This window comes from uncultured Lactobacillus sp., from assembly GCF_948948975.1.
Classification (GTDB): Bacteria; Bacillota; Bacilli; order Lactobacillales; family Lactobacillaceae; genus Lactobacillus.
Genome location: NZ_CARBVX010000014.1, coordinates 12,787 through 33,784 on the forward strand (window position 1 = coordinate 12,787; position 20,998 = coordinate 33,784).

Genomic DNA, 20,998 nt, shown 5'->3' on the forward strand with positions numbered 1-20,998 from the left:
TTTAATTTTCTAAAAAAGAGAAGATTGCTTTGACACAATCTTCTCTTCCCTTCTTATTCCTTAATCTTAAAGAATTGGAAATTATCGCTTTCTGCTCTTATGCTAGCTGGTTCCCAATTATCTTTAATAATTAACCAAACATCCTTATTAATATGGTATTTTTCTATATTGGCTAGTGATATCTTTTTATCAACTGTACTCTTATTAAAGGTATATACTGCAATTTTACTATCATCATATCTCACTATAGAATAGAGTCCATTTTGAAAATTAATTATTCCTATCTTTCCAGCTACGATTGCAGAGTTGGTCTGCCTAATTTTCGATAAAATTTGTACTCTTTTTTGTAAAAACTTACTTTCTTTTTGCCTTTGTAAAAACTTACTTTCTTTTTGCCAAGGAAAGAAGCGACGATTATCAGGATCCTTTCCACCTACTAATCCAGCCTCATCACCATAATAAATACATGGTACGCCTGGTAACATAAATAAGATCCCAAATGCAAGTGCAACTAAATTTTCGTCATTATTTACTACTGTCTTAATTCGTTCAGTATCATGGGTCCCAATATTATTTAAGCAATTATGTAAAAAACTAGCGGGATAATTTTCAACCAATTCTAGAAAATCATTAATAATATCTCTTTCTTCTTCAAGCCCTTGGTTCTTTAAAAGATTTAGAACAAATGAACGAGCTGGATAGTTCATGACACCAGTTAAATTCTTACCACTCGTATATGGTCTGCGGACATTATTAACATATTTTTTAGAAGCATCTTCCCAAACTTCCCCAATTAAAATTTTAGAATTTTCTTGATCTAGTCGATTACGAACTTTTTCTAAAAAATCCATCGGTAATTCATCTGCGACATCAATACGCCAGCCATCTGCACCTAAATCTAACCATTTCTTCAAAACTCCTTGATCACCAAGGATCATTTTCTGATACTCTTTATTATCTTTATTGACTTCAGGTAAATCTTTTATTCCCCACCAACTGGCATATTCAGTAGGATAGTTTTGAAAGTTAAACCAATCTCGATAGGAACTTTTCGGATCCTTAATGGCCTTTTGAAAATACTTACTGTGTACCCCAACATGATTAAAGACTCCGTCTAAGATCAGATGAATACCATTCTTATGCAATTTATTTGCCAATTTAACAAAATCTTTTTCTGTTCCTAACATAGAATCAATTTTAAAGAAATCATTTGTATCATACCGATGGTTACTAGTTGCAGAAAAAATTGGATTTAAATAAACCGTAGTTACACCTAACTTCTTTAAGTAAGGAATCTCATTTGTAATTCCGGCTAGATTTCCTCCATAAAAACTCCACCGAACTATATTTCCCTTGTTGTCACGAATGTAATATGGGGTATCTTCATGAGTGGCATAAATAAAACTATTTCTTTTTTCTCCATATACAATTCGATGTGGATTACCATTACTGAAAGAATCAGGAAAAATCTGATAAACTAATCCCTTAGTGTACCAATCTACTTCTGGCACATCTTCAGCATAGCAAGTTAATTGATATTGCTTTACCTTATTAAAATCATCTACTACTTTATTAGCACCTAATTTATCTTTTCCTACTAAAAAATTTTTTCCTTTAGATGTTACTTCAAAGTAATACCAATATAATCCGGGACTATCAATAACTATTTGATTTTGATAGTTAAGCTGATTACTTGATTCCATCTTATAGGGAACTGGACTTTCTCTATCTTTTGTTAACCATAAAATCACCTGGTCTGCTGGTTCACTTACAGTTACCCGAAAACCACATTTTTGGTTAGTTTTAATCGCTCCAAAGGGGCGTTTGCAGTTCTCATCCCATGAATTAAAGTTTACTTGCATTATTTACCACTATTCAATTTCTTCAAGTGCCAAATTTTAGTTGCATATTGATTAACAGTAGAATCAGCATCAAATTCTTCTGAATGAGCAATATTTACTAAACACTTTTGTGACCAAGATTTCTTATCTTTCCATAATTTCTCAACGTCGGCTTGCTTTGCAAGATAATCTTTTAAATCTTTAACAACAAAAAATTCTTCATTATCTTGCAAGAAATTATTATAAAGAACTCTTCCTTCAGTGGCTGCTTTAGGGAAAGTACCGTTAATTAAACTGTCTAAAATTGCGGCTACTTCCTTATCTTGATGATAAATTTCACCCGGATGATAGTTATGGTTATTGTAATAGCTGTAAACTTGATCCTTCTCTAGTCCAAAAATAAAGATATTATCTTTTCCAACTGCTTTAGCAATATCTACGTTTGCTCCATCCATTGTTGCAATCGTTAAAGCACCATTGGCCATTAATTTCATGTTACTAGTTCCACTAGCTTCTTTAGTAGTAGTAGAAATTTGCTCACTTAAATCAGCCGCTGGAATAATTCTTTCAGCAAGTGTTACATCATAGTTTTCTAAAAATACTACTTTTAACTTGTCATGAATGCTTGTATCACTATTAATAACAGCAGCAACTTCATTAATCACTTTAATGACTTGTTTAGCAAAAGTATAGCTAGGAGCCGCTTTGGCACCAAAGATTACTACCCTCTTTGGATGATCTATTCCATTCTTTAAATCTTGATATAACTTAATAATATGAAGTAACTTTAAAGTTTGCCGTTTATATGCGTGCAAACGTTTAATTTGTACATCAAAAATAGCTGTTGGATCAACTTTTATCCCAGTCTTAACTTTAATAAAGTCAGATAAATCCTTTTTATTTTCAAATTTTATCTGATTAATTTTTGTTAAAACATTGCTATTATCATATTGATCTTGCAATTCTAGCATCTTAGTACTATTGCTCCGCCACTCTTCTCCTACAGTTTTATCGAGCAAGTCAGACAAACGAGGATTTGCAATTTGAAGCCAGCGTCTTAAAGTGATTCCATTAGTCTTATTATTGAATTTTTCTGGGAATAAATCATAAAAGTCTTTCAAGACAACAGTTTCTAAGAGCCGAGTATGAAGTGGTGCAACTCCGTTAACAGAATGGGATCCAATAATAGCCAAATGAGCCATTTGGACTTTTCCATCTTTAATAATTTTAGTACTATTTATCTTTTCAGCAGATACTTTATTACTCAAAGAAATCACATAACGACGATCAATTTCAGTAATAATTTGTAAAATTCGTGGAACAACCTCTTGCATCATATTTATGTCCCACTTCTCCATTGCTTCAGCCATAATTGTATGGTTAGTATAACTCATTACTTTCTGAGTTATATCCCAGGCCTTATCCCAATCAAGACGCCATTCATCAACTAATAAGCGCATTAACTCAGCAATAGCCATAGCTGGATGAGTATCATTAATATGAACAGCAATATGTTCAGGTAATTTTTCTGGATCTGTTTGTTTAAGAGAGTTTCTGAAATAGTGCAAGATACTTTGCAAACCGGCAGAAACAAAGAAATACTCTTGCTTTAATCTTAAAAGTCTTCCTTCATAGCTAGAATCATCTGGATATAATACCGATGTTAAATCTTCTACCTTGCGTCGATCAGCTATTGTAGGATATTGTAGTTCAGCCCCTGCTGGCACTTCTGCATCCCAAAGACGTAAAGTATTGACAACATCTTGATGATAACCAACCATTGCAACATCATAAGGAACAGCGGCGACATCATTTGTACCACTATATTTTGGTACAAGCCAATTATCGTCATTAACTAATTCTACTTTTCCGCCAAATCTCACAATTTCAGATTTATTATCGCGTCTAACTCCCCAACTCTTGGATGTTTGTAACCAATCATTAGGTAATTCTACTTGATAACCGTTAACAAATTTTTGTTTAAATAGGCCATACTTATACCTAATTCCATTACCATTACCAATATAACCAGTTGAAGCAAGTGAGTCCATAAATGCCGCTGCTAATCGCCCTAATCCACCATTTCCTAGTGCCATATCTGGTTCTTGAGCAGCAATTTCATCTAGATCAACTCCTAGATCTTCTAGGCCGGACTTTACTACATCCATCCAACCTAAATTTAGCAACGTACTTCTTAAACGCGTACCTGGTAAAAATTCAATTGAAAAATAGTATACTTGTTTTTTACCACTATGCGCTTCTTCAATTCTGGTTTGACGCCAGAGTTTAGCATATCCATCTTGGACCACTGTAGCTAAAGCTCGGTAAATTTCTAAATTGCTAGCATGGGAAATATCAACTTCAAATTGATCATCAAGTTCTTCTAATAATTTATCTTTAAACTCTTTTTTAGTTATCGATTTCAAAACTAATTTATCCTCCTTATCCTAATAATTCTCCATACATCCATTGATATTTATCGGCCGAATTTCCCCAAGAAAAATTCGATTTCATAGCCGTACGTTGCATCTTAAACCATTTATCTTTTTGATAATAAATATCTAACATCCGTTTAATGGCTTCTACCATCTGGAAACCATTAAATTCTTTAAAGCCAAATCCCGTACCTTCATTTTTGGTTTTATCATATACCCAAACGGTATCATTTAATCCACCAATTTGGTGAACAATTGGTAAAGTGCCGTAATGAAGAGAAATCATTTGTGATAAACCACAAGGCTCAAAAGCTGATGGCATCAAGAAACTATCTACACCAGCATAAATTTGTTGAGCTAATTTAGGGTCGAACGCTAACGTTAAACTCATATTATCTCCATGGGCAGCCGCTGCCGCCTTTAGTCTCTGTTCAAAATATGGATCCCCATTACCTAAGATTACTACTTGTACTCCAAGTTTTAAAATATTCTCTATCTCATCAATTACTAGTTGGCATCCCTTTTGAGCTGTCAGCCGGGTAACCATCCCAAGCATCGGGATGCTACTATCAACTTTTAAGCCTAATTTTTTTTGGAGGTATAGTTTATTTTTAACCTTTTTATTTAAATGATGAATGTCATAGTTTACTTTTAAGTCACGATCTGTTTCAGGGTTGAACTCTTCGTAATCAATCCCGTTTATAATTCCTCTAAGTTTATAAGAAACTAGTCTCAGTACTCCATCTAATCCCCATCCAAATTCCGGCGTTTGAATTTCAGCCGCATAGCTTGGGCTAACTGTTGTAACCTGATCAGCATATAGGATTCCTGTTTTAAGCCAGTTAACATCATTGTCCTGTCTTACCGTACCATCATCATATCTTTCATAATTCAAATTAAAAAAGTCCGGTAAGGTTTTTGGATCATATTTTCCTTGGAATTCCATATTGTGAATCGTAAGAACAGTTTTAATTGATTGATACGCACTAACAAATCCCCATTTTTCTTTAAGTAGAAAAGGAACAAACGAAGTATGGTAGTCATTACAATGAAGAATTTCGGGTATATAATTAAATCTTTCCATCATCATAATCAAAGCCTGCTGGAAGAAAGCAAATCGTTCACCATCATCATAGTAACCATAAATTCCTGGGCGTTTAAAATAGTATTCGTTGTCTAAAAAGAAATATAGGACTCCATTTTTTTTGTACGTAAATACACCACAATATTGGTTTCTCCAACCAACTGGAACATAGAAATTACCTTGATATTCAAGTTTATTGCGATATTTATTATCTAAATCTTGATATAGAGGCAACACTACTGCTACTTCATCGTTTTTCTTAGCCAAATATTTGGGTAAAGCGGCTACTACATCTCCTAAGCCACCAGTCTTATAAAATGGCGCACATTCTGCTGCTGCAAATAATACTTTTGTCATTTTTACCGCGCTTTCCTAATCATATCAACATCAATTACACTATTCTTCTCAATTACGATTGGTTTTTCTGGCGTACCAATAATTTTAATATGTGGCATAACCTTGACACCCTTATCCAAGATTGCATTCTTGATAACTGCACCTTCTTGAATATGATCTTGCGACATTAAGATGGATCCACTAATCTCAGCATCTTTTTCAACTATAATTCTTCTAGAAAGAATACTGTGATTAATCTTTCCATAAATTCTGCTCCCAGTTGCCAATAAGGAATCAGTTACATTTGATCCATCAGCAAAATACGTTCCTACTTCATTTCTAATTCTTGTGATAATTCTATGATTGGAACTGAGTAAAGAACTCATTAATTTACTATCAAGCATATCCATATTTGCATCATAGTAATTTTTAATCGTAAAAATATTTCTCAGATAGCCTGTATATTCATATGCAGTAGTCCGATACTTAACTGCTAATTTTGCCAGGTAGCGATTTAGATCGATTTCTTCTCGGCTCAACTGTGCCTTCTTTAATTCTTCAATTACCCAGTCAGTATCCGCAATATAAATATTTACACTCAAGTTATACTTATTTTGTATCTGCATATCAATAAGTTGTTGTACGCCTAAAACATTGTTATCCGAATCTAAGATAAACATCTCATCATCAGGAGCTAAATTATGAATATCGGTCTGTGCAAAAACAGCCGTAACTTTATTATTGTTTTCTTTGTGGTAATGCAATATTGATCTTAAATCAAAATTTCCAAGCATCTTATTTCCAATAAAAACAGTATATGGATAAGCAGTCGTTTCTAGAAATTCAATAATATCTGAGAAATATTCTCTACCATTTGACTTCTTTTCCATCAACTTTTGATAAAAATCAATATATTCATAAGAATTGATAGTATCAAGTCCCCATTCCTTTCCACCACCTAAATGATCAAAATAGGAACGAACTTTACCTTCGTTGATTAAGGTGTAGACATTATTGATTCCAGCATTCACAATACTCGATAAAGGAAAGTCCATAACGCGATATTTTCCAGCGAAAGCCAGGGTAGATAAGGAGCGGTCATTTGTTAACGGAAATAGTTCATTGTACTCATATTGATTGCTAAAAATAGCACTCATCTTACTATTCTTCATTTGCTAACACTCCTATTCTTTCATGATTTCCTACTAAAACTACTTCATCTTTCTCGGGTTCTATCACTGCATTATCTCCAATTTCTGCATTCTCACCAATAATCGCATGCTTGATAACAGCACCCTTTCCGATATGAACTCCTGGCATAATAATTGAATCAATGACAGTTGCATCTTTTTGAACATCTACCTTTGTCGATAAAATGGAATGGATCACTTTTCCGTCTACATAGCATCCATCAACAATCATTGACCTTTCGATATAGGCATTATCAGTAATAAGTTCAGGAGGAGCAATTAGATTCTTTGAGTATATTCTCCACGACCGGTCGTTTAAATCTAAAACATCCTTATGGTCCAAAATTTCCATATTAGCTGCCCATAAAGAGTCAACAGTACCAACGTCTTTCCAGTAACCAGAAAACTGATAAGCAAATACTCTTTCATCACTATCCAGGTAATAAGGAATAACATTTTTACCAAAATCAACCATTGTATCATTTGTAGCAAAAGCATCCTCTAAAACCTTTTTTAATCTCTTCCAATTAAAAATATAGATTAGGTTTTTCAATAAATTCTGTAATTCGTCCACTTATATCAGAATTCATAATTCCAAAACGATGCGCTTCTTCCCAGGGAACATCGATTACAGCTACTGTTAAAGAAGCATTATTTCTAATATGTTCTTCTAACATTTCCTGATAATCCATTTTATAAATATGATCACCGGAAAGTATCAGGACATACTCAGGATCTTCTTGATTAATAAAATCAATATTTTGATAAATTGCGTGAGCCGTGCCTTGGAACCATTTACTACCACGATTATCAGTATAGGGCTGTAAGATTGTTACCTTATAGTCCAACCCGTCTAATCCCCAACTTTGACCGCTACCGATATGATTATTCAAAACTAATGGTTGATATTGCGTAATTACACCTACATTACGAACACCCGAATTTACACAATTACTTAACGTAAAATCAATAATTCTATATCTCCCACCAAAAGGGACAGCAGGTTTTGCTTGATTTTGAGTCAATTTTCCTAAACGCGTGCCTTTACCACCAGCTAAAATTAGACCTAGCATTTCTGTTTTCATTTTTTGTTCCTCTTCTACTTCGTATGATAATGTCTTGGAATAGTTACATCTTTAGGTTTTAATATCATTGCGCTAAAACCAGGCACATCTAATTGAATTTGATAATTTAATTCTTTAAATTTAGCTTTTTTTGTTTTACAAATTTGTGGTTTTTTATTCCATTTACCACCATATTCCACTAACTCACTATTAAAAAATTCTTGATATGATCCTTCATAAGGAACACCAACTGTAAAGTTTTTTCGAGTTACTGGTGTAAAATTCAAAATAACAATTACAAAATCATGTCTCTTATTTCCCTGTCTCAAGAAGGATAAAATTGATTCTTCATGATTATCCGCATCAATAATAGTTATTGAATCTTCTTTTTGTTCTCGTTGCCATAAAGCCGGTTCATTTAAATATAACTCATTTAATTTTTGATCGAATTTTTGCATCTTTGCATTTAATGGATCATTAAGCTCAGTCCAATCTAAGCCCTCATCAAACCGCCATTCCAAATATTGCCCAAATTCACTTCCCATGAACAATAATTTTTTCCCAGGATAGGTAATCTGTGCTGTAAGTAAATTTCTTAATTGAGCAAATTCATTTTCGCGATTATCTCCCCACATTTTGTCCATTAAACTTCTTTTACCATGAACTACTTCATCATGAGAAAGTGGTAGCATAAAGTTTTCACTCATCCGATACATAAAAGAAAATGTCGCCAAATTATAATTATAGTTTCGGAATAATGGGTCCATTTCGTAAAAACGTAAGATGTCATTCATCCAGCCCATATTCCACTTAAAGTCAAATCCTAAACCGCCATTTTCAATACGCCCAGTAATCTTTACTTGAGCCGAACTTTCTTCGGCAATCATTAATACCTGAGGATGGAGTCCCTTTACAATCCTATTTAAGCTATGTAAAAATTCGATTCCTTCAATGTTTCTGTTTCCTCCATACTGATCTGGCTCCCACTGACCAGGACCGCGATCGTAGTCACGATATAGCATGTTTGAAACTGCATCTACTCGTAAACCGTCTAAATGGTATTCTTCAATCCAAAATAAAGCACTTGATAGCAAAAATGATTGAACTTCTTTTTTACCTAAATCAAAATTAAGTGCACCCCAGCCCTTATTTTCAGCTCGCCATCTTTCCGTATATTCATAACATGGAGTTCCGTCGTAATATGCCAAAGCATCATCATTAATGCAAAAATGTCCTGGTACCCAGTCAGCAATTACACCGATATTTTGTCTATGACATTCTTCGACAAAATCCTGAAAATCCTCTGGACTTCCGTAATCACTTGTTAACGCAAAATATCCAATACTTTGATATCCCCATGAAGCGGGAAGAGGATGTTCAGTTAAGGGCAAAAATTCAATATAGTTAAATCCTTGTTTCTTAACATATGAAATTAGCTCTTTACTTAACTCTTTAATACTAAATGGTCGTCCATCATCATGACGTTTCCAAGAGTCTAGATGAACTTCATAAATATTTATTGGGCGCGCAAAGTGATTGGTTCGTTTATTTCTACCAATCCAAGCTCCATCATGCCACTTCTTTTTAGGAAACTCGCCTACTACCGCAGCATTTCCTGGCCGCTTTTCAAATTTAGTAGCAACCGGATCTATCTTCATAATTTCAGTTCCAGATGCTTGTTTAACTAAATACTTGTAAAACTGCCCTGAATTTGGCAATGAAGTGGAAATTTTCCAAACTCCGCCCTCATCTTTTTTCATAGGTAGGCTTTTATCCCAATTATTAAAGTCTCCCACTAACCATACTTCTTTAGCTTTCGGGGCCCAGACTTGAAAAGTATAAATATCATTTTCCTTATGACAGCCTAGCTTTTGCTGCAAGTGATATTCTGTACCCGCATGAAAATCTTTCAACTCCGTGTGCATTTTGCCAATACTCCTTTAACTTTAAAAAATTCCTCCCCCAACTACTTTTCTTTATATACTTATATATTTAATTAAACGCTTACTTATAAAATCATAATTAAGTATACACTTATATGAAAACACTTACAATATCATATATAAATAACAAAATATATTTTCTATTTTGTGCGAACTATTATGCAGAATGCAATAAAAAAAGACTAAGTTACTTAGCTTTATACAACAGTTAAGTATACTTAGTCTTTTCCATATACAATAATAATTAAATAAAATAAATGTGTTTATTTCATTTGGCAAATCATAAAAAATTAATTATTCAAAAATTTCATCAATATCAAGCACTACTACAAATGCGTTTGGTGTATCAGTACCTGAAACAATCTTCTTTGCATATTCATCATCTTCATGAACATGTGGCGTAGCCAAAACTTGAACAGCAGTATGTGATGGTACATCAGCTGCTACTAATGCTACTTTTGAACCATTTTTAATATTTTCAAAAGCTGCACCCTTAGTTTTTTCAAGATATTGCATATGTGAAGGATCCAATACTGTCATCGAGCCTTTAGGACCAACTTGTGGATTACCATTTTCATCAACAGTAGCAATGTAAACTAAATTGTTCTTAAAAAGGTCAGCTTGTTTATCAGTTAATTTGTTTGTGTTCAATTTTTTCATAGTATATAGTTCCTTTCTACTACTTATCAATTATAAGTATAGGCCTATTTAATAAAAAAGTCTTCTTTTTTGCTCAAATTTTTATCAAATTAAATAACTGTCTTATCTATCATTTATTTTAATCTAAGCGCTTTACTTTTCTTATATATTATCTCATGCTTTTTTGATTAATAACAATTTCACTACCACAAACTTATTATTCTCTCTTAAATCTCAAAAATAATTTTTTTATAACTAATGAGTTAACTATTTTTCATAATTATATAAAATATAGCTTATATTTAAAATAAGAAAAATATAATTTACTATTGACTTATTTTCAAAGCGGCGTAATATTATGGTCACAAACATTATTATCAAACAGCTTTGATAAGGAAAAGTAATTAAGAGATCGTCTTTCAGAGAATTTCTGGTTGGTGTGAAGAAATAGATAGATTCTTAATGAAAATCACCTTTGAGCGTAAACTACGATTTAGAGTGGTTTAAGGGACAGCCCTTTATAGCGACGGCGTATCGTTCTTTTATATTGAACCGTACGCTAATTAAAGACTAGTTTTCTAGTAAAAATAGGTGGTACAGCGACAAGACGCCCTATTGGATCAATTCGATCTAATAGGGCGTCTTTTTGTTTTCTTAATCATGCTGTTAGTGGATTTTTGACGAAAGGAGATTTTATATGAAGATGTCAAAGTCCAAAGTGCTGTATGTAACTCTCGCAAGCTCTCTTACGATATTCGCAACTGCTTGTGGTGCTAAGAAAACTGATTCCAGTAATCAGACAATCAAGTTTTCTCAGAATGTCCCCAAGAAAGCCATTAAAAAAGGTGGCACTCTGACCTATGCACTAGAAAACGAATCACCCTTTACTGGAATTTTTCTCTCAGAAATTGCTGATACCAGTCCAGATGTAGAAGCTGCTGCTCCGGGAGATGAGTCGCTGTTTTCAATCAATGATCATTATCAAATTACTGATAAAGGAGCTGCCACATTAAAATTAAATCATCGCGATAATACAGCCAAAATCAAGGTGAAGGACAAAGTTCGTTGGTCAGATGGTAAACCGGTAGTTGCTAAAGATCTAGAATATTCTTATGAAATTCTTGCCAATCCTAAAGTTCAAACTACTCAATATACTTCTTCCTTGGAAAATATTAAAGGGATGGCTGAATATCATCAGGGAAAAGCCAAAGAAATTTCTGGAATTGAAATGCCAGATGGTCCTAATGGGAAGACCTTAATTCTTCATTTCAAGGAATTAAAACCAGCAATGCTAAATGCTGCCAGTGGTTTTTACTGGGAACATGCTGCTCCTTATCACTATTTGAAAAAAGTACCATTCGAAAAATTAGTATCTAGTGATCAGGTTAGAAAGCATCCCCTCTACTTTGGTCCTTACAAGATGGATAAGACAGTTCAAGGTCAATCAACTAGCTGGTCTAGAAATCCATATTACTGGCGTGGGAAACCTAATTTTGCTCATATTTACATGTCAAATATTACTAATTCAAATGTTTCCCAAGCAATCAAAAGCCACAAATTTGATGTAGCCGGCGTTTTAGACTCTCAATGGCTACAAGTAAAAAATACCAAGGGAGTTAATTTTGTTGGCAAAAAGACTCTCAGCTACAACTACCTAGCTTTTAAAGTTGGTAAATGGGATCAAAAACTAGGAAAAAATGTAGAAAATCCTCATGCTAAAATGAATAATCCAGCTTTAAGAAAAGCCATGGCTTATGCTATGAACGTAGATGTTATTAATAATCGTTTTTATCATGGCTTAAAATTCAGAATCAACTCATTAATTCCTGCGCAATTTACGCCATATTACGATAAAAACATTCCAACTTATTCTTATAATTTAAATAAAGCTAATGAATTATTAGATAAAGCTGGCTACAAAAAAGCTCCTGGTGCTCTTTACAGACGTCAGCCTAATGGTAAACCTCTAGTAATTAATATTGCTGTGCGTGGATCAGGAGAAAACAGCGAGGCCATCTGGCGCAACTATATCCAGCAATGGAAGAAAGTTGGTCTAAACGTTAAGTTTCTCGGTGGCCGCCCAATGGAATTCAATCGCTGGGTTGCCGCAGTTAAATCCAGTGATCCTAAAATTGATGTGCTTGAAGGAAGTTGGGGCGCTGCCGGTGACCCTTCTCCAAGTGTATTTTATGGTGAAAAAATGCCATATAACTTTGCCCGCTTTGTGTCCCCGACTAATACTAAACTTTTAGATGAAATTGATTCTGCCAAATCTTTTGATAAAAATTATCGAGTACAAAAGTTCTATGAATGGCAAAGATGGATGTACAATAAAGCTTACGTCGTTCCAACTAGTGGAGCTTACTCTGTTACTGCAGTTAACAGTAAGGTTACGGGATGGTCATTAAAACCATCCGCTAATGTTTGGTATGAAGCCGGCTTTAGCAAATAATTCATAGATCATAACTAATTAATTATATATAACTTTAATATCGACTTGTCCTAAAAATGAAGTATCTATAAACGGATACTTCATTTTTTATTTATCAATTTTTACATATCGACCATGCTCATCAACTATGCCTTTAAAATGATACATCTTTTCATCTTGTGCTCGAAATTCTCCTAAATCTATTTCACCGTAAGCCTTTTCTGCATCTGTAATCGTTACATCATTAAAAGTATGTTCAAAAAAGTTTCTCACAATTTTACTTTTTATTTTAATATCTTTTGAACGTTCAAAAGCTGCTGCTAAAGTAAATCCACGATCAAGTTGGGTCTTAATAAAAATAATTAAATATAAAGTTGAAAGAGTATATCTTCTAACTCCACTTTGATTATCAGCAACTGGCTTAATATATCCTTTTTCCTCCCAATAACGTAATTGTCTTTGCGAAACACCAACGGTTTTGCTTACTTCACCAATTCCGACTTCAATATTTTGAAACACGTCATGAAATATTTTTTTTGCTTCCATTTTTTTATCCTTAAATATCATAATCTCAACTCTAGTTTAAAATCTTATGACAGTTTTAGCAACAAATATGTCAAAAATAGTTACATATTTGTAAGATTATTTGACAATAATTTTCTTTAAGACTATAGTTTTTATAGTTAAATTTTAATATTAATAATTTAGAAAGGATCTTCAAAATGGATAAACAACCCACCGATATTCATGGAAAGTCCTATAATCGAAACTTACTGGTACTAGTTTTAATTATCGGTTCTTTCTGTACTGTCTTAAACGGGACATTGCTTGCTACTGCTCTACCTTCAATAATGCGTTCCTTTCATATCAGCACTGCAACTGCTGAATGGCTTTCAACAGCATTTTTGCTAGTTAACGGAGTAATGATCCCAATTTCCGCATGGCTAATCAACCGCTTTGGATCAAGAAAAATGTACTTGAGTGCAATGTCTGTTTTCTTTATTGGAACAGTCATTGCAGCGATTGCGCCAAATTTTGGAACCTTACTTGCTGGTAGAATTATTCAAGGATTAGGTGTTGGAGTAACGATGCCTCTTCTTCAAACAATTATGCTTTCTATCTTTCCGGCTAATAAACGTGGAGCCGCAATGGGAACTGTTGGTATTGTTATTGGCTTAGCTCCTGCCATCGGCCCAACTTTATCTGGTTGGATTGTTGATAATCTTTCTTGGCGCTACTTATTTAGTATTATTGCTCCAATTGCCGGTATAGTTATCCTACTAGCCTTCTTCTTAATTAAAGATGTACTCCCTACTAAAAAAGAAAAAATTGATATTTTATCTGTAACAACTTCGACTGTTGGATTTGGTAGCTTACTTTATGGTTTCTCCGAAGCTGGTAATAAAGGTTGGACTAATCCAGAAATTTTAATGTTTATTGGGGTAGGCATTGTGTTTGTCATCCTCTTCGACCTTCGTCAATTGAAGATGTCAGATCCTTTCTTAGATATTACTGTGTTCAAACATTTTGAATTTTCTTTAGCAGCAGCCCTAAGTGGTATTACAAATTTGGCCATGGTTGGTATAGAGATGGTGCTACCTTTATACATCCAAAACTTACGGGGAGTATCTGCATTTCACTCAGGTCTAATGCTTTTACCAGGTGCCTTAATGATTGGAATTATGTCACCAATTACAGGACGTTTGTTTGATAAATACGGTGCCCGCAAGATGGCCATTACAGGGATGACTCTTTTAACTTTAGGTACAATCCCATTTGTCTTTTTGACCGAGCAAAGTTCATATACCATGATTATTGTTTTATATGCAATCAGAATGGTCGGAGTTGCCTTAGTTATGATGAATGTTACTACTTCTGGGATGAACTCATTGCCTTTAGACAAGATTTCACACGGAACTGCAGTAAACAATACCTTTAGACAAGTTTTAAGTTCAATTGGTACTGCCATTTTAGTCTCTATCTTAACTACTACGACTAACAAAAATATGCCAAGTAAAGAATTACTGAAAACTTTACCACTTCAATATAAAAATCAAGTTATTAATGCTACTTTAGATGGATTCCATGCTTCCTTTGCCATGAGTATTGTCTTTGCTTTAATTGCTTTGGTTCTTGCCTTCTTTCTCAAGAAAGGTAATCGTGCCCGTGAAAATCAAGAAGAGGTGAATGGACAATGATAATCGTAATTTTAATCTTAGCAGCAATTTTATTTATTTACTTCAACGTTATCCCTGGTAAAGGACATACTCTAATTTCGTGGCTTTCCTTGATTGTTACATCACTTTGTATTTTGGGAATCGTTGCACATGATTATAATCATTGGGGAATGAAAACTGAAACAGAGATAAATAAACAAAGTCTAGTCTCAAGTGCTAACCCTAATCTTTCCCTTCTACTCTATCAACCCCTAGGTAACGGCACAGAAAAAGTATACTTATATAAGACTAACAATGAACAAAAGAAGCCAAAGGCTATTAAACTTGATAAGGTATCAACTGAAATTAAGCATAGTGCGCAAGCCAATCTTCAAATAGAAACCACTCGGTATGTTTACCGAGATAATTTTAGCCGAATTATGTTTGGTGTATTTGCCCATGATAATGAACTCAAACAAAGAAAATATATTTTTACTATTCCATCAAGCTGGAAAGTAATTTCAACTAAAGAGATGCAAAAATTACAAAAGCAAATGCAAGAAAAAATTCAAGCTCAAAAAACAGCCTCTATTCATTAATTTATATTTATATCCTAAAAAGAAACGTCCAAGCAGACGTTTCTTTTTTACTCTTCTTTACTTTTTTCATAGGCGAGAATTTTACTTGCTAAGGAAAATTCCCTGTCTAAGTCTTTTAGATAAAGATCATTTTCATTCTTACCAACATTTTTATTAAATAAGCCCTGTGCTTGTGTATCAGGAATTCCCTCACGCATTTTTTCTATCTTTAAACTACATACTACCGTTGGTACATTCGATAATACTTCGACTAATTTTAACCATAAATCATCTACTGTAATGTAGTGCTTAATATAATCTAGATTAAACAATAGCTTTTTATCTAATAGATGAGGAGGATATAAAACACTGCCGGCTCCTGTAGCTAATAATTTCATCGATGGTTTTTCACACTTTTGACTACACCAATTCCAATCATCATATGCCCTAATTGATCCATCATCATTAAAAGTTATTTCATGTGCTCTTCCCGTAACAATACATTTTGGAAATTTTAAGTACGTTTTGTATAATTCTGAAAGCATTTCTTTATAGTAAATAACATCATCATCTACTGTAACAATAATATCGTCAGGAAACTCTTGCATAGCATAGTAGTATTTTTTATGCGGCTTTAAATCTAAGGGAATAAATCGATATTCAACACCTTTACCCCGTAATTCACGAAGAGATGTTGGAAGATGACGTTCTTTAATATCATCCGTTAGATAAACCAAAATTTTATCAGCTTTTCTAGTCTGATTGAGTAAACTTTTAAGACAGATAGATAATGTACCTAACCTATCACCATAACTTGTCAAAGAAACAATTAACCTAGGATTTTTCATAATAGTCATCCCTTTTCAGTTTAATATTATTAATAATTATCTCTTGATAGCGCTTTATAATAAATTAATATGCTCATCATTTACTATTTTTAAGACCAAATTTATAAACAAAACAAAAAAGCTACAATCATTTCTGATTGTAGCTCAACATGATCTTAATGAAGAAAAATAAATTGTTACACTTCTTAAAGGAGAAGTTTTCGGATCAGTCATTTATATCTTAGTTCATTTTTCTTCTATTGTTAAATTAAAACATTTAATTAGTAGAATTCTTCGCTTTAGCACTGACTTTAATTAAGCTTGCAATTTGATCAATATCTGCATTATTTTGGGCAATAATTAGCTCTTTGTTTGAACGTGGATAATCAATCACTTGACCATGATTTGCAGCAAAAGCTTGTAAAAATAATTTACTGCTTCGTCCATTTCCTTCTCTAAAGGGATGAAGATAATTTAATCTATCAAGTAAAAAGGCATAGTCAACATTTGCAAGTTCTTTTTTAGATGATAATTGTTGTATCTTTTCGTCTATTTCTTCGATTCCAAAATTAATCCGAGAATACTCTAAAAACTCCGTCTCCCCTTTAATTAATTCATAATCTCTAATCTGACCAGCCCAATCGTAAAGCCAACCAAACATAATTTTATGAATTTTTTTCAAATCTTCAACACTAGTAATTTTTTTATTCTTTCTCAAAAAAGCAACTGCCCGAATTCCTGAGCCTAAGTATTCTTTTTGTGCTAATTCCGCCGCATCAGTAATATTTAGCTTATTTTTAAGCGTACCATTTGGATAAAGAAATTTTTGACGATACCATTCCGAATCCTTTACGGCCTCATTCATTTTCTTCACCCCAAATTCGATCAATTTCAGTTTTAATTTCCTTAGATGGATTAATTGCCTCATCAAGAAGCATTAAAATATCCTCTTCATCTGGTTGCCAACCCTCTAAGTTTTCACTTTCTACAACAAATCTAATTTGTTCATACATTTCTGGATCTTCAATATAAATACCTTGAATCATTTGATTAGTATCATTAATTTTCAAAGAATAAACTGGATCAAGTAATTCTAATAAATCCCCTGGTCGCATATTTAAAGAGGATGACAATGCCGATAAAATTGCACTTGACCAATTATCGGGATTCTCATTAAGTGCATCTTCTAAATCTTTTTCCATTAAAGAATTACTTTGTGAAATATCCTTTAAGGTTAAATGATGATTTGTAAGTAAAATTGATATTTTTGATAACATAATTGCCCTCGCTCATTTCACCTTACTATACCTATATATTTTAAATCAAAATTAGGCTTTTCACTAAAGAATTACATAAAAAATAGAGAATTAGCACCTTAAAATCACTAATTCTCTATTTTAATAATTAATCTAAAATCTATTATTCAACTGTAACACTCTTGGCCAAGTTACGTGGTTTATCTACATCAAGACCCTTATCTTTAGATGCATAATATGCAAGAAGTTGAGCTGGTACAACAGTTAATAAGGCAGACATATAGTAATTAATTTCTGGTAAAACTACATTGTCGCCTTCTCTAGCAAAGTCTTTACCAGCAATAGTAACAACGTTAGCACCTCTAGAGACAACTTCTTGAATATTTCCCCGAGTTAAATCAGCCGTTGCCGGATCATTAATTAAGGCAATTACTGGGGTATCTTTTTCGATAAGAGAAATAGTACCATGTTTTAATTCCGCTGCTGCAAAGCCTTCAGTTTGAATATATGAAACTTCTTTAAGCTTTAATGCGCCTTCTAAAGCTACTGCATAATCAATTCCACGTCCAATATAGAAAGCATTTCTAGACTTAATTAAGTATTTATCAGCAATGTCTTTCAGACTTTCTTTACTATCAACAAGTTGCTGCATCCCTTCTGCTGCAATAGCTAAATCATGCTTTAAATTCCAATCTTTAGCTTCTGCTTTATTAAGTGCTTCACCCAATGCCTTAGCTAGGACTGCTTGAACAGCAATTTGGGCAGTATATGCCTTAGTAGATGCAACTGCAATTTCAGGACCAGCTTCTAAAAGCATAGTGTAGTCTGCTTCTCTTGATAAGGTTGAACCTTCTACATTAGTAATTGTTAAACTTGGAATATTACGCTTATTAACTTCTTTCAAAACAACACGAGAATCAGCTGTTTCTCCTGATTGAGTTAAGAAAATAAAGAATGGGTTCTTACTCATCATTGGGAAGTGGTAGCCGGCTTCTGAAGCCAAGCCAACTTCAGTTGGAATTCCAGTATAGTGTTCTAACATTGTCTTACCAACTAAACCAGCATGATAGCTTGTTCCGGCAGCATAAATATAAATACGATCTGCTTTTGAAATAGAATCAATAATTTTTGGATCAACCTTAACATCATCGCTTTCATCAAAATAAGTTTGAGAAATTTTACGCATTACGCTTGGTTGTTCATCAATTTCTTTAAGCATGTAAAATTCGTAAGTTCCCTTTGAAGCTGCATTAGGATCAATATCTAATACATGGGACTTACGTTCAACTTTTTCACCATCAACAGTTTCGATTATGTAAGAATCTTTAGTAATGTCACCAACATCACCATCTTGTAAATCAACAAAAGTTTTGGTTTGATCTAAAACAGAAATTGCATCAGAAGCAATAATATTGAAACCATCACCAAGACCTAACATCATTGGTGACTTATTTTTAGCAATAAAAACATGCTCTGGTTCAGTATTATCAACTAAAAGGAAGGCATATGAACCCTTAACTAATTTCAAAGCTTCTTTAAATGCAGAAAAGCCATCTAAATTCTTCTCACGAGCAATCTTACTAATTAATTGGACAACCACTTCAGTATCAGTATTAGAGTGGAATTTTACTCCTTGTAAGTATTTTTCTTTTAATTCGGCATAATTTTCAATAACCCCATTATGAACTAGGTAAAAACGCTTAGTTTCGTCAAAGTGAGGGTGAGCATTATCAACTGTTGGCTTACCATGTGTAGCCCAACGAGTATGACCAATTCCTACTAATCCTTGTTCATCAGGAGTTAATTTTTCTTTTAGGTTAGAAATTCTACCTACTGCTTTAGTTAGGTATTCGTTTCCATTTAAGTCATTTAAATAAATACCTGCAGAATCGTAACCACGATATTCTAAGTTAGTTAAGCCATTTAAAATAATATCTCTTGCAGGTTTTCCAACAACACCAACAATTCCACACATAAGTTTTCTCCTTTTGGTATAGTTCCTTTAATTAAAATGGACTATAGTTATTTTGCTGTTATATTAGCAATAATAACCCTATTAAATAAATTGGTCAAGATATTTTGTTTATAATTGGTCTATATCAAAAAATAAAAAATTGCACAAAAAAAGACGCCCCATACGGGGCGTCATATCAGTGATTTGGGTGAGATTCGAACTCACGACCCACGGTTTAGAAGACCGTTGCTCTATCCAGCTGAGCTACCAAACCAATTCCTTAACAGAACATATTCTAGTATAGGGAAAAGGGACTGATATGTCAATTACTTTTTTGAATTTTTTTGATTTTAATTTAAATTTTTATCTATCCTCCTTTGGGGATATAAAAATAAGGAATAGCGAGTGATATTTGCCATTCCTATTCCTCTAAATCAACTTATAGTGCTTACAGGCATTAAAGATGCCTTCTGCATCAATATCAGTAGTTACATAGTCAGCAATAGCCTTTACTTGCTCTTCGCTGTTTCCCATTGCAACTCCAATTTTAACAGCTTTTAACATTTCTAGATCGTTTTCCCCATCACCAAAAGCCATTGAGTCTGCTAAAGTTTGACCTTGTAGTTCTAGATACTTTTCAATACCAGCTAATTTACCACCATCTTTTGAAATGATATCTACTGCATATTCATTCCACCAACTTAATTTACAATTAGGTAAATCATCCACTAAATTCTTTAATTTTTCTCGATCTCCATATGCAATAAATTGATAGACTTTTTCTCCGTGATATTCACCAATAGGTGCAACTTTACTTGAAACAGCTTTTTGAGCAGCTACCACCTCATCAGTTACAAAATTAATATACGGGCCCTCTTTACCGATCGTAGTAATTGGAACAGTTTTTTCCTTGATTAGGTGGACCATTTTTTCAGTATTCTTCTCATCAATTGGATTACCAAAAATTTCTTTTCCATTTTCATCTAAACAAAGTTGACCATTCATCGTTAAATAACCGTCAAATTTCAAATCTTTGACTGGCAATTTTTTCAATTGACTCATATCACGACCCGTAGCTAGTACTAATTTATAGCCATTTTCATGTAAAAGTTTAAGTGCCTTCCTAGTACTTTCTGGAACGCTGTCAGTTTTATGAGAAACTAATGTCCCATCCACATCAAAAAATATTGTTTTTACCAAATTTTGTCACCTCTATCCTTTAAATTATATCAAAAATGCGCTTTCAAAACTGAAAGCGCATCTT

General features: G+C 33.4%; 15 protein-coding genes, 1 tRNA gene, 1 pseudogene and 1 other annotated feature. Of the genes and pseudogenes, 3 read left to right on the top strand and 14 right to left on the bottom strand.

The genetic code is table 11. From position 1 onward, the window contains the following. Positions 1-53: 53 nt before the first annotated feature. The 7 genes and pseudogenes from Q9R40_RS06645 to Q9R40_RS06675 form a co-directional block, all read right to left on the bottom strand. Positions 54-1,862, bottom strand: a complete 1,809-nt coding sequence (locus tag Q9R40_RS06645) for a glycoside hydrolase family 13 protein (protein WP_304676964.1) — start codon at positions 1,860-1,862, stop codon at positions 54-56. Next, on the bottom strand, positions 1,862-4,267 hold the full coding sequence (locus Q9R40_RS06650; RefSeq protein WP_300593919.1) for a glycogen/starch/alpha-glucan phosphorylase: 2,406 nt from the start codon (positions 4,265-4,267) through the stop codon (positions 1,862-1,864). Before Q9R40_RS06650 ends, Q9R40_RS06645 begins: the two co-directional genes overlap by 1 nt. A 16-nt stretch (positions 4,268-4,283) precedes the next feature. Further along, positions 4,284-5,717, bottom strand: coding sequence for a glycogen synthase GlgA (gene glgA, locus Q9R40_RS06655; protein WP_300593922.1), 1,434 nt, complete (start codon positions 5,715-5,717; stop codon positions 4,284-4,286). A 2-nt stretch (positions 5,718-5,719) separates the two neighbouring features. Then, a complete protein-coding gene (gene glgD / locus Q9R40_RS06660) occupies positions 5,720-6,868 on the bottom strand; it encodes a glucose-1-phosphate adenylyltransferase subunit GlgD (RefSeq protein ID WP_304676965.1) in 1,149 nt (382 codons plus the stop codon). After that, positions 6,858-7,971: pseudogene (locus tag Q9R40_RS06665) on the bottom strand (glucose-1-phosphate adenylyltransferase). Before Q9R40_RS06665 ends, glgD begins: the two are co-directional and overlap by 11 nt. Before the next feature lie 14 nt (positions 7,972-7,985). Next, positions 7,986-9,875 (bottom strand): 1,4-alpha-glucan branching protein GlgB, encoded by a 1,890-nt coding sequence (gene glgB, locus Q9R40_RS06670; RefSeq protein ID WP_300593819.1) that lies wholly within the window; start codon positions 9,873-9,875, stop codon positions 7,986-7,988. A 312-nt stretch (positions 9,876-10,187) separates the two neighbouring features. Further along, positions 10,188-10,553, bottom strand: a complete 366-nt coding sequence (locus tag Q9R40_RS06675) for a pyridoxamine 5'-phosphate oxidase family protein (protein WP_004895383.1) — start codon at positions 10,551-10,553, stop codon at positions 10,188-10,190. A 357-nt stretch (positions 10,554-10,910) separates the two neighbouring features. Beyond that, positions 10,911-11,150: a binding site (T-box leader), on the top strand. 79 nt (positions 11,151-11,229) lie between these two features. Between Q9R40_RS06675 and Q9R40_RS06680 the strand changes: the two genes are divergently transcribed. Further along, positions 11,230-12,984: an oligopeptide ABC transporter substrate-binding protein gene (locus Q9R40_RS06680; protein WP_304676966.1), complete on the top strand. Its 1,755-nt coding sequence runs from the start codon at positions 11,230-11,232 to the stop codon at positions 12,982-12,984. An 87-nt stretch (positions 12,985-13,071) separates the two neighbouring features. On the opposite strand, the gene Q9R40_RS06685 is transcribed toward Q9R40_RS06680, so the two are convergent. Continuing rightward, complete coding sequence (locus Q9R40_RS06685; protein WP_300593824.1) at positions 13,072-13,509, bottom strand: MerR family transcriptional regulator; 438 nt, start codon at positions 13,507-13,509, stop codon at positions 13,072-13,074. A 176-nt stretch (positions 13,510-13,685) separates the two neighbouring features. On the opposite strand from Q9R40_RS06685, the gene Q9R40_RS06690 reads away from it, so the two are divergent. Together Q9R40_RS06690 and Q9R40_RS06695 are read left to right on the top strand one after the other, a co-directional pair. Next, positions 13,686-15,161: an MDR family MFS transporter gene (locus Q9R40_RS06690; RefSeq protein WP_304676967.1), complete on the top strand. Its 1,476-nt coding sequence runs from the start codon at positions 13,686-13,688 to the stop codon at positions 15,159-15,161. Further along, positions 15,158-15,718, top strand: a complete 561-nt coding sequence (locus Q9R40_RS06695) for a DUF4811 domain-containing protein (RefSeq protein WP_300593830.1) — start codon at positions 15,158-15,160, stop codon at positions 15,716-15,718. The genes Q9R40_RS06690 and Q9R40_RS06695 overlap by 4 nt, the downstream gene beginning before the upstream one ends. A 47-nt stretch (positions 15,719-15,765) precedes the next feature. Here Q9R40_RS06695 and Q9R40_RS06700 read toward each other — a convergent pair whose 3' ends face one another. From Q9R40_RS06700 to Q9R40_RS06725, 6 genes are all read right to left on the bottom strand, one after another. Continuing rightward, a complete protein-coding gene (locus Q9R40_RS06700; RefSeq protein ID WP_304676968.1) occupies positions 15,766-16,545 on the bottom strand; it encodes a glycosyltransferase in 780 nt (259 codons plus the stop codon). Between the two features lie 256 nt (positions 16,546-16,801). Continuing rightward, a complete protein-coding gene (locus tag Q9R40_RS06705; RefSeq protein WP_300593836.1) occupies positions 16,802-17,389 on the bottom strand; it encodes a Fic family protein in 588 nt (195 codons plus the stop codon). Then, entirely contained in the window at positions 17,382-17,801 is a 420-nt protein-coding gene (locus Q9R40_RS06710) for a helix-turn-helix domain-containing protein (protein ID WP_297939230.1), read from the bottom strand. The genes Q9R40_RS06705 and Q9R40_RS06710 overlap by 8 nt, the downstream gene beginning before the upstream one ends. Positions 17,802-17,943: 142 nt before the next feature. Then, on the bottom strand, positions 17,944-19,755 hold the full coding sequence (glmS, locus tag Q9R40_RS06715; protein ID WP_304676969.1) for a glutamine--fructose-6-phosphate transaminase (isomerizing): 1,812 nt from the start codon (positions 19,753-19,755) through the stop codon (positions 17,944-17,946). Between the two features lie 179 nt (positions 19,756-19,934). After that, a tRNA-Arg gene (locus tag Q9R40_RS06720) sits at positions 19,935-20,008 on the bottom strand. A 155-nt stretch (positions 20,009-20,163) separates the two neighbouring features. Next, positions 20,164-20,934, bottom strand: a complete 771-nt coding sequence (locus Q9R40_RS06725) for a Cof-type HAD-IIB family hydrolase (RefSeq protein WP_304676970.1) — start codon at positions 20,932-20,934, stop codon at positions 20,164-20,166. Positions 20,935-20,998: the final 64 nt, after the last annotated feature.

Coding starts and splice junctions, on each gene's coding strand:
- Q9R40_RS06645 (WP_304676964.1), bottom strand. CDS start 1,862: ATGCAAGTAAACTTTAATTCATGGGATGAGAACTGCAAACGCCCCTTT.
- glgA (WP_300593922.1), bottom strand. CDS start 5,717: ATGACAAAAGTATTATTTGCAGCAGCAGAATGTGCGCCATTTTATAAG.
- glgD (WP_304676965.1), bottom strand. CDS start 6,868: ATGAAGAATAGTAAGATGAGTGCTATTTTTAGCAATCAATATGAGTAC.
- glgB (WP_300593819.1), bottom strand. CDS start 9,875: ATGCACACGGAGTTGAAAGATTTTCATGCGGGTACAGAATATCACTTG.
- Q9R40_RS06675 (WP_004895383.1), bottom strand. CDS start 10,553: ATGAAAAAATTGAACACAAACAAATTAACTGATAAACAAGCTGACCTT.
- Q9R40_RS06680 (WP_304676966.1), top strand. CDS start 11,230: ATGAAGATGTCAAAGTCCAAAGTGCTGTATGTAACTCTCGCAAGCTCT.
- Q9R40_RS06685 (WP_300593824.1), bottom strand. CDS start 13,509: ATGGAAGCAAAAAAAATATTTCATGACGTGTTTCAAAATATTGAAGTC.
- Q9R40_RS06690 (WP_304676967.1), top strand. CDS start 13,686: ATGGATAAACAACCCACCGATATTCATGGAAAGTCCTATAATCGAAAC.
- Q9R40_RS06695 (WP_300593830.1), top strand. CDS start 15,158: ATGATAATCGTAATTTTAATCTTAGCAGCAATTTTATTTATTTACTTC.
- Q9R40_RS06700 (WP_304676968.1), bottom strand. CDS start 16,545: ATGAAAAATCCTAGGTTAATTGTTTCTTTGACAAGTTATGGTGATAGG.
- Q9R40_RS06705 (WP_300593836.1), bottom strand. CDS start 17,389: ATGAATGAGGCCGTAAAGGATTCGGAATGGTATCGTCAAAAATTTCTT.
- Q9R40_RS06710 (WP_297939230.1), bottom strand. CDS start 17,801: ATGTTATCAAAAATATCAATTTTACTTACAAATCATCATTTAACCTTA.
- glmS (WP_304676969.1), bottom strand. CDS start 19,755: ATGTGTGGAATTGTTGGTGTTGTTGGAAAACCTGCAAGAGATATTATT.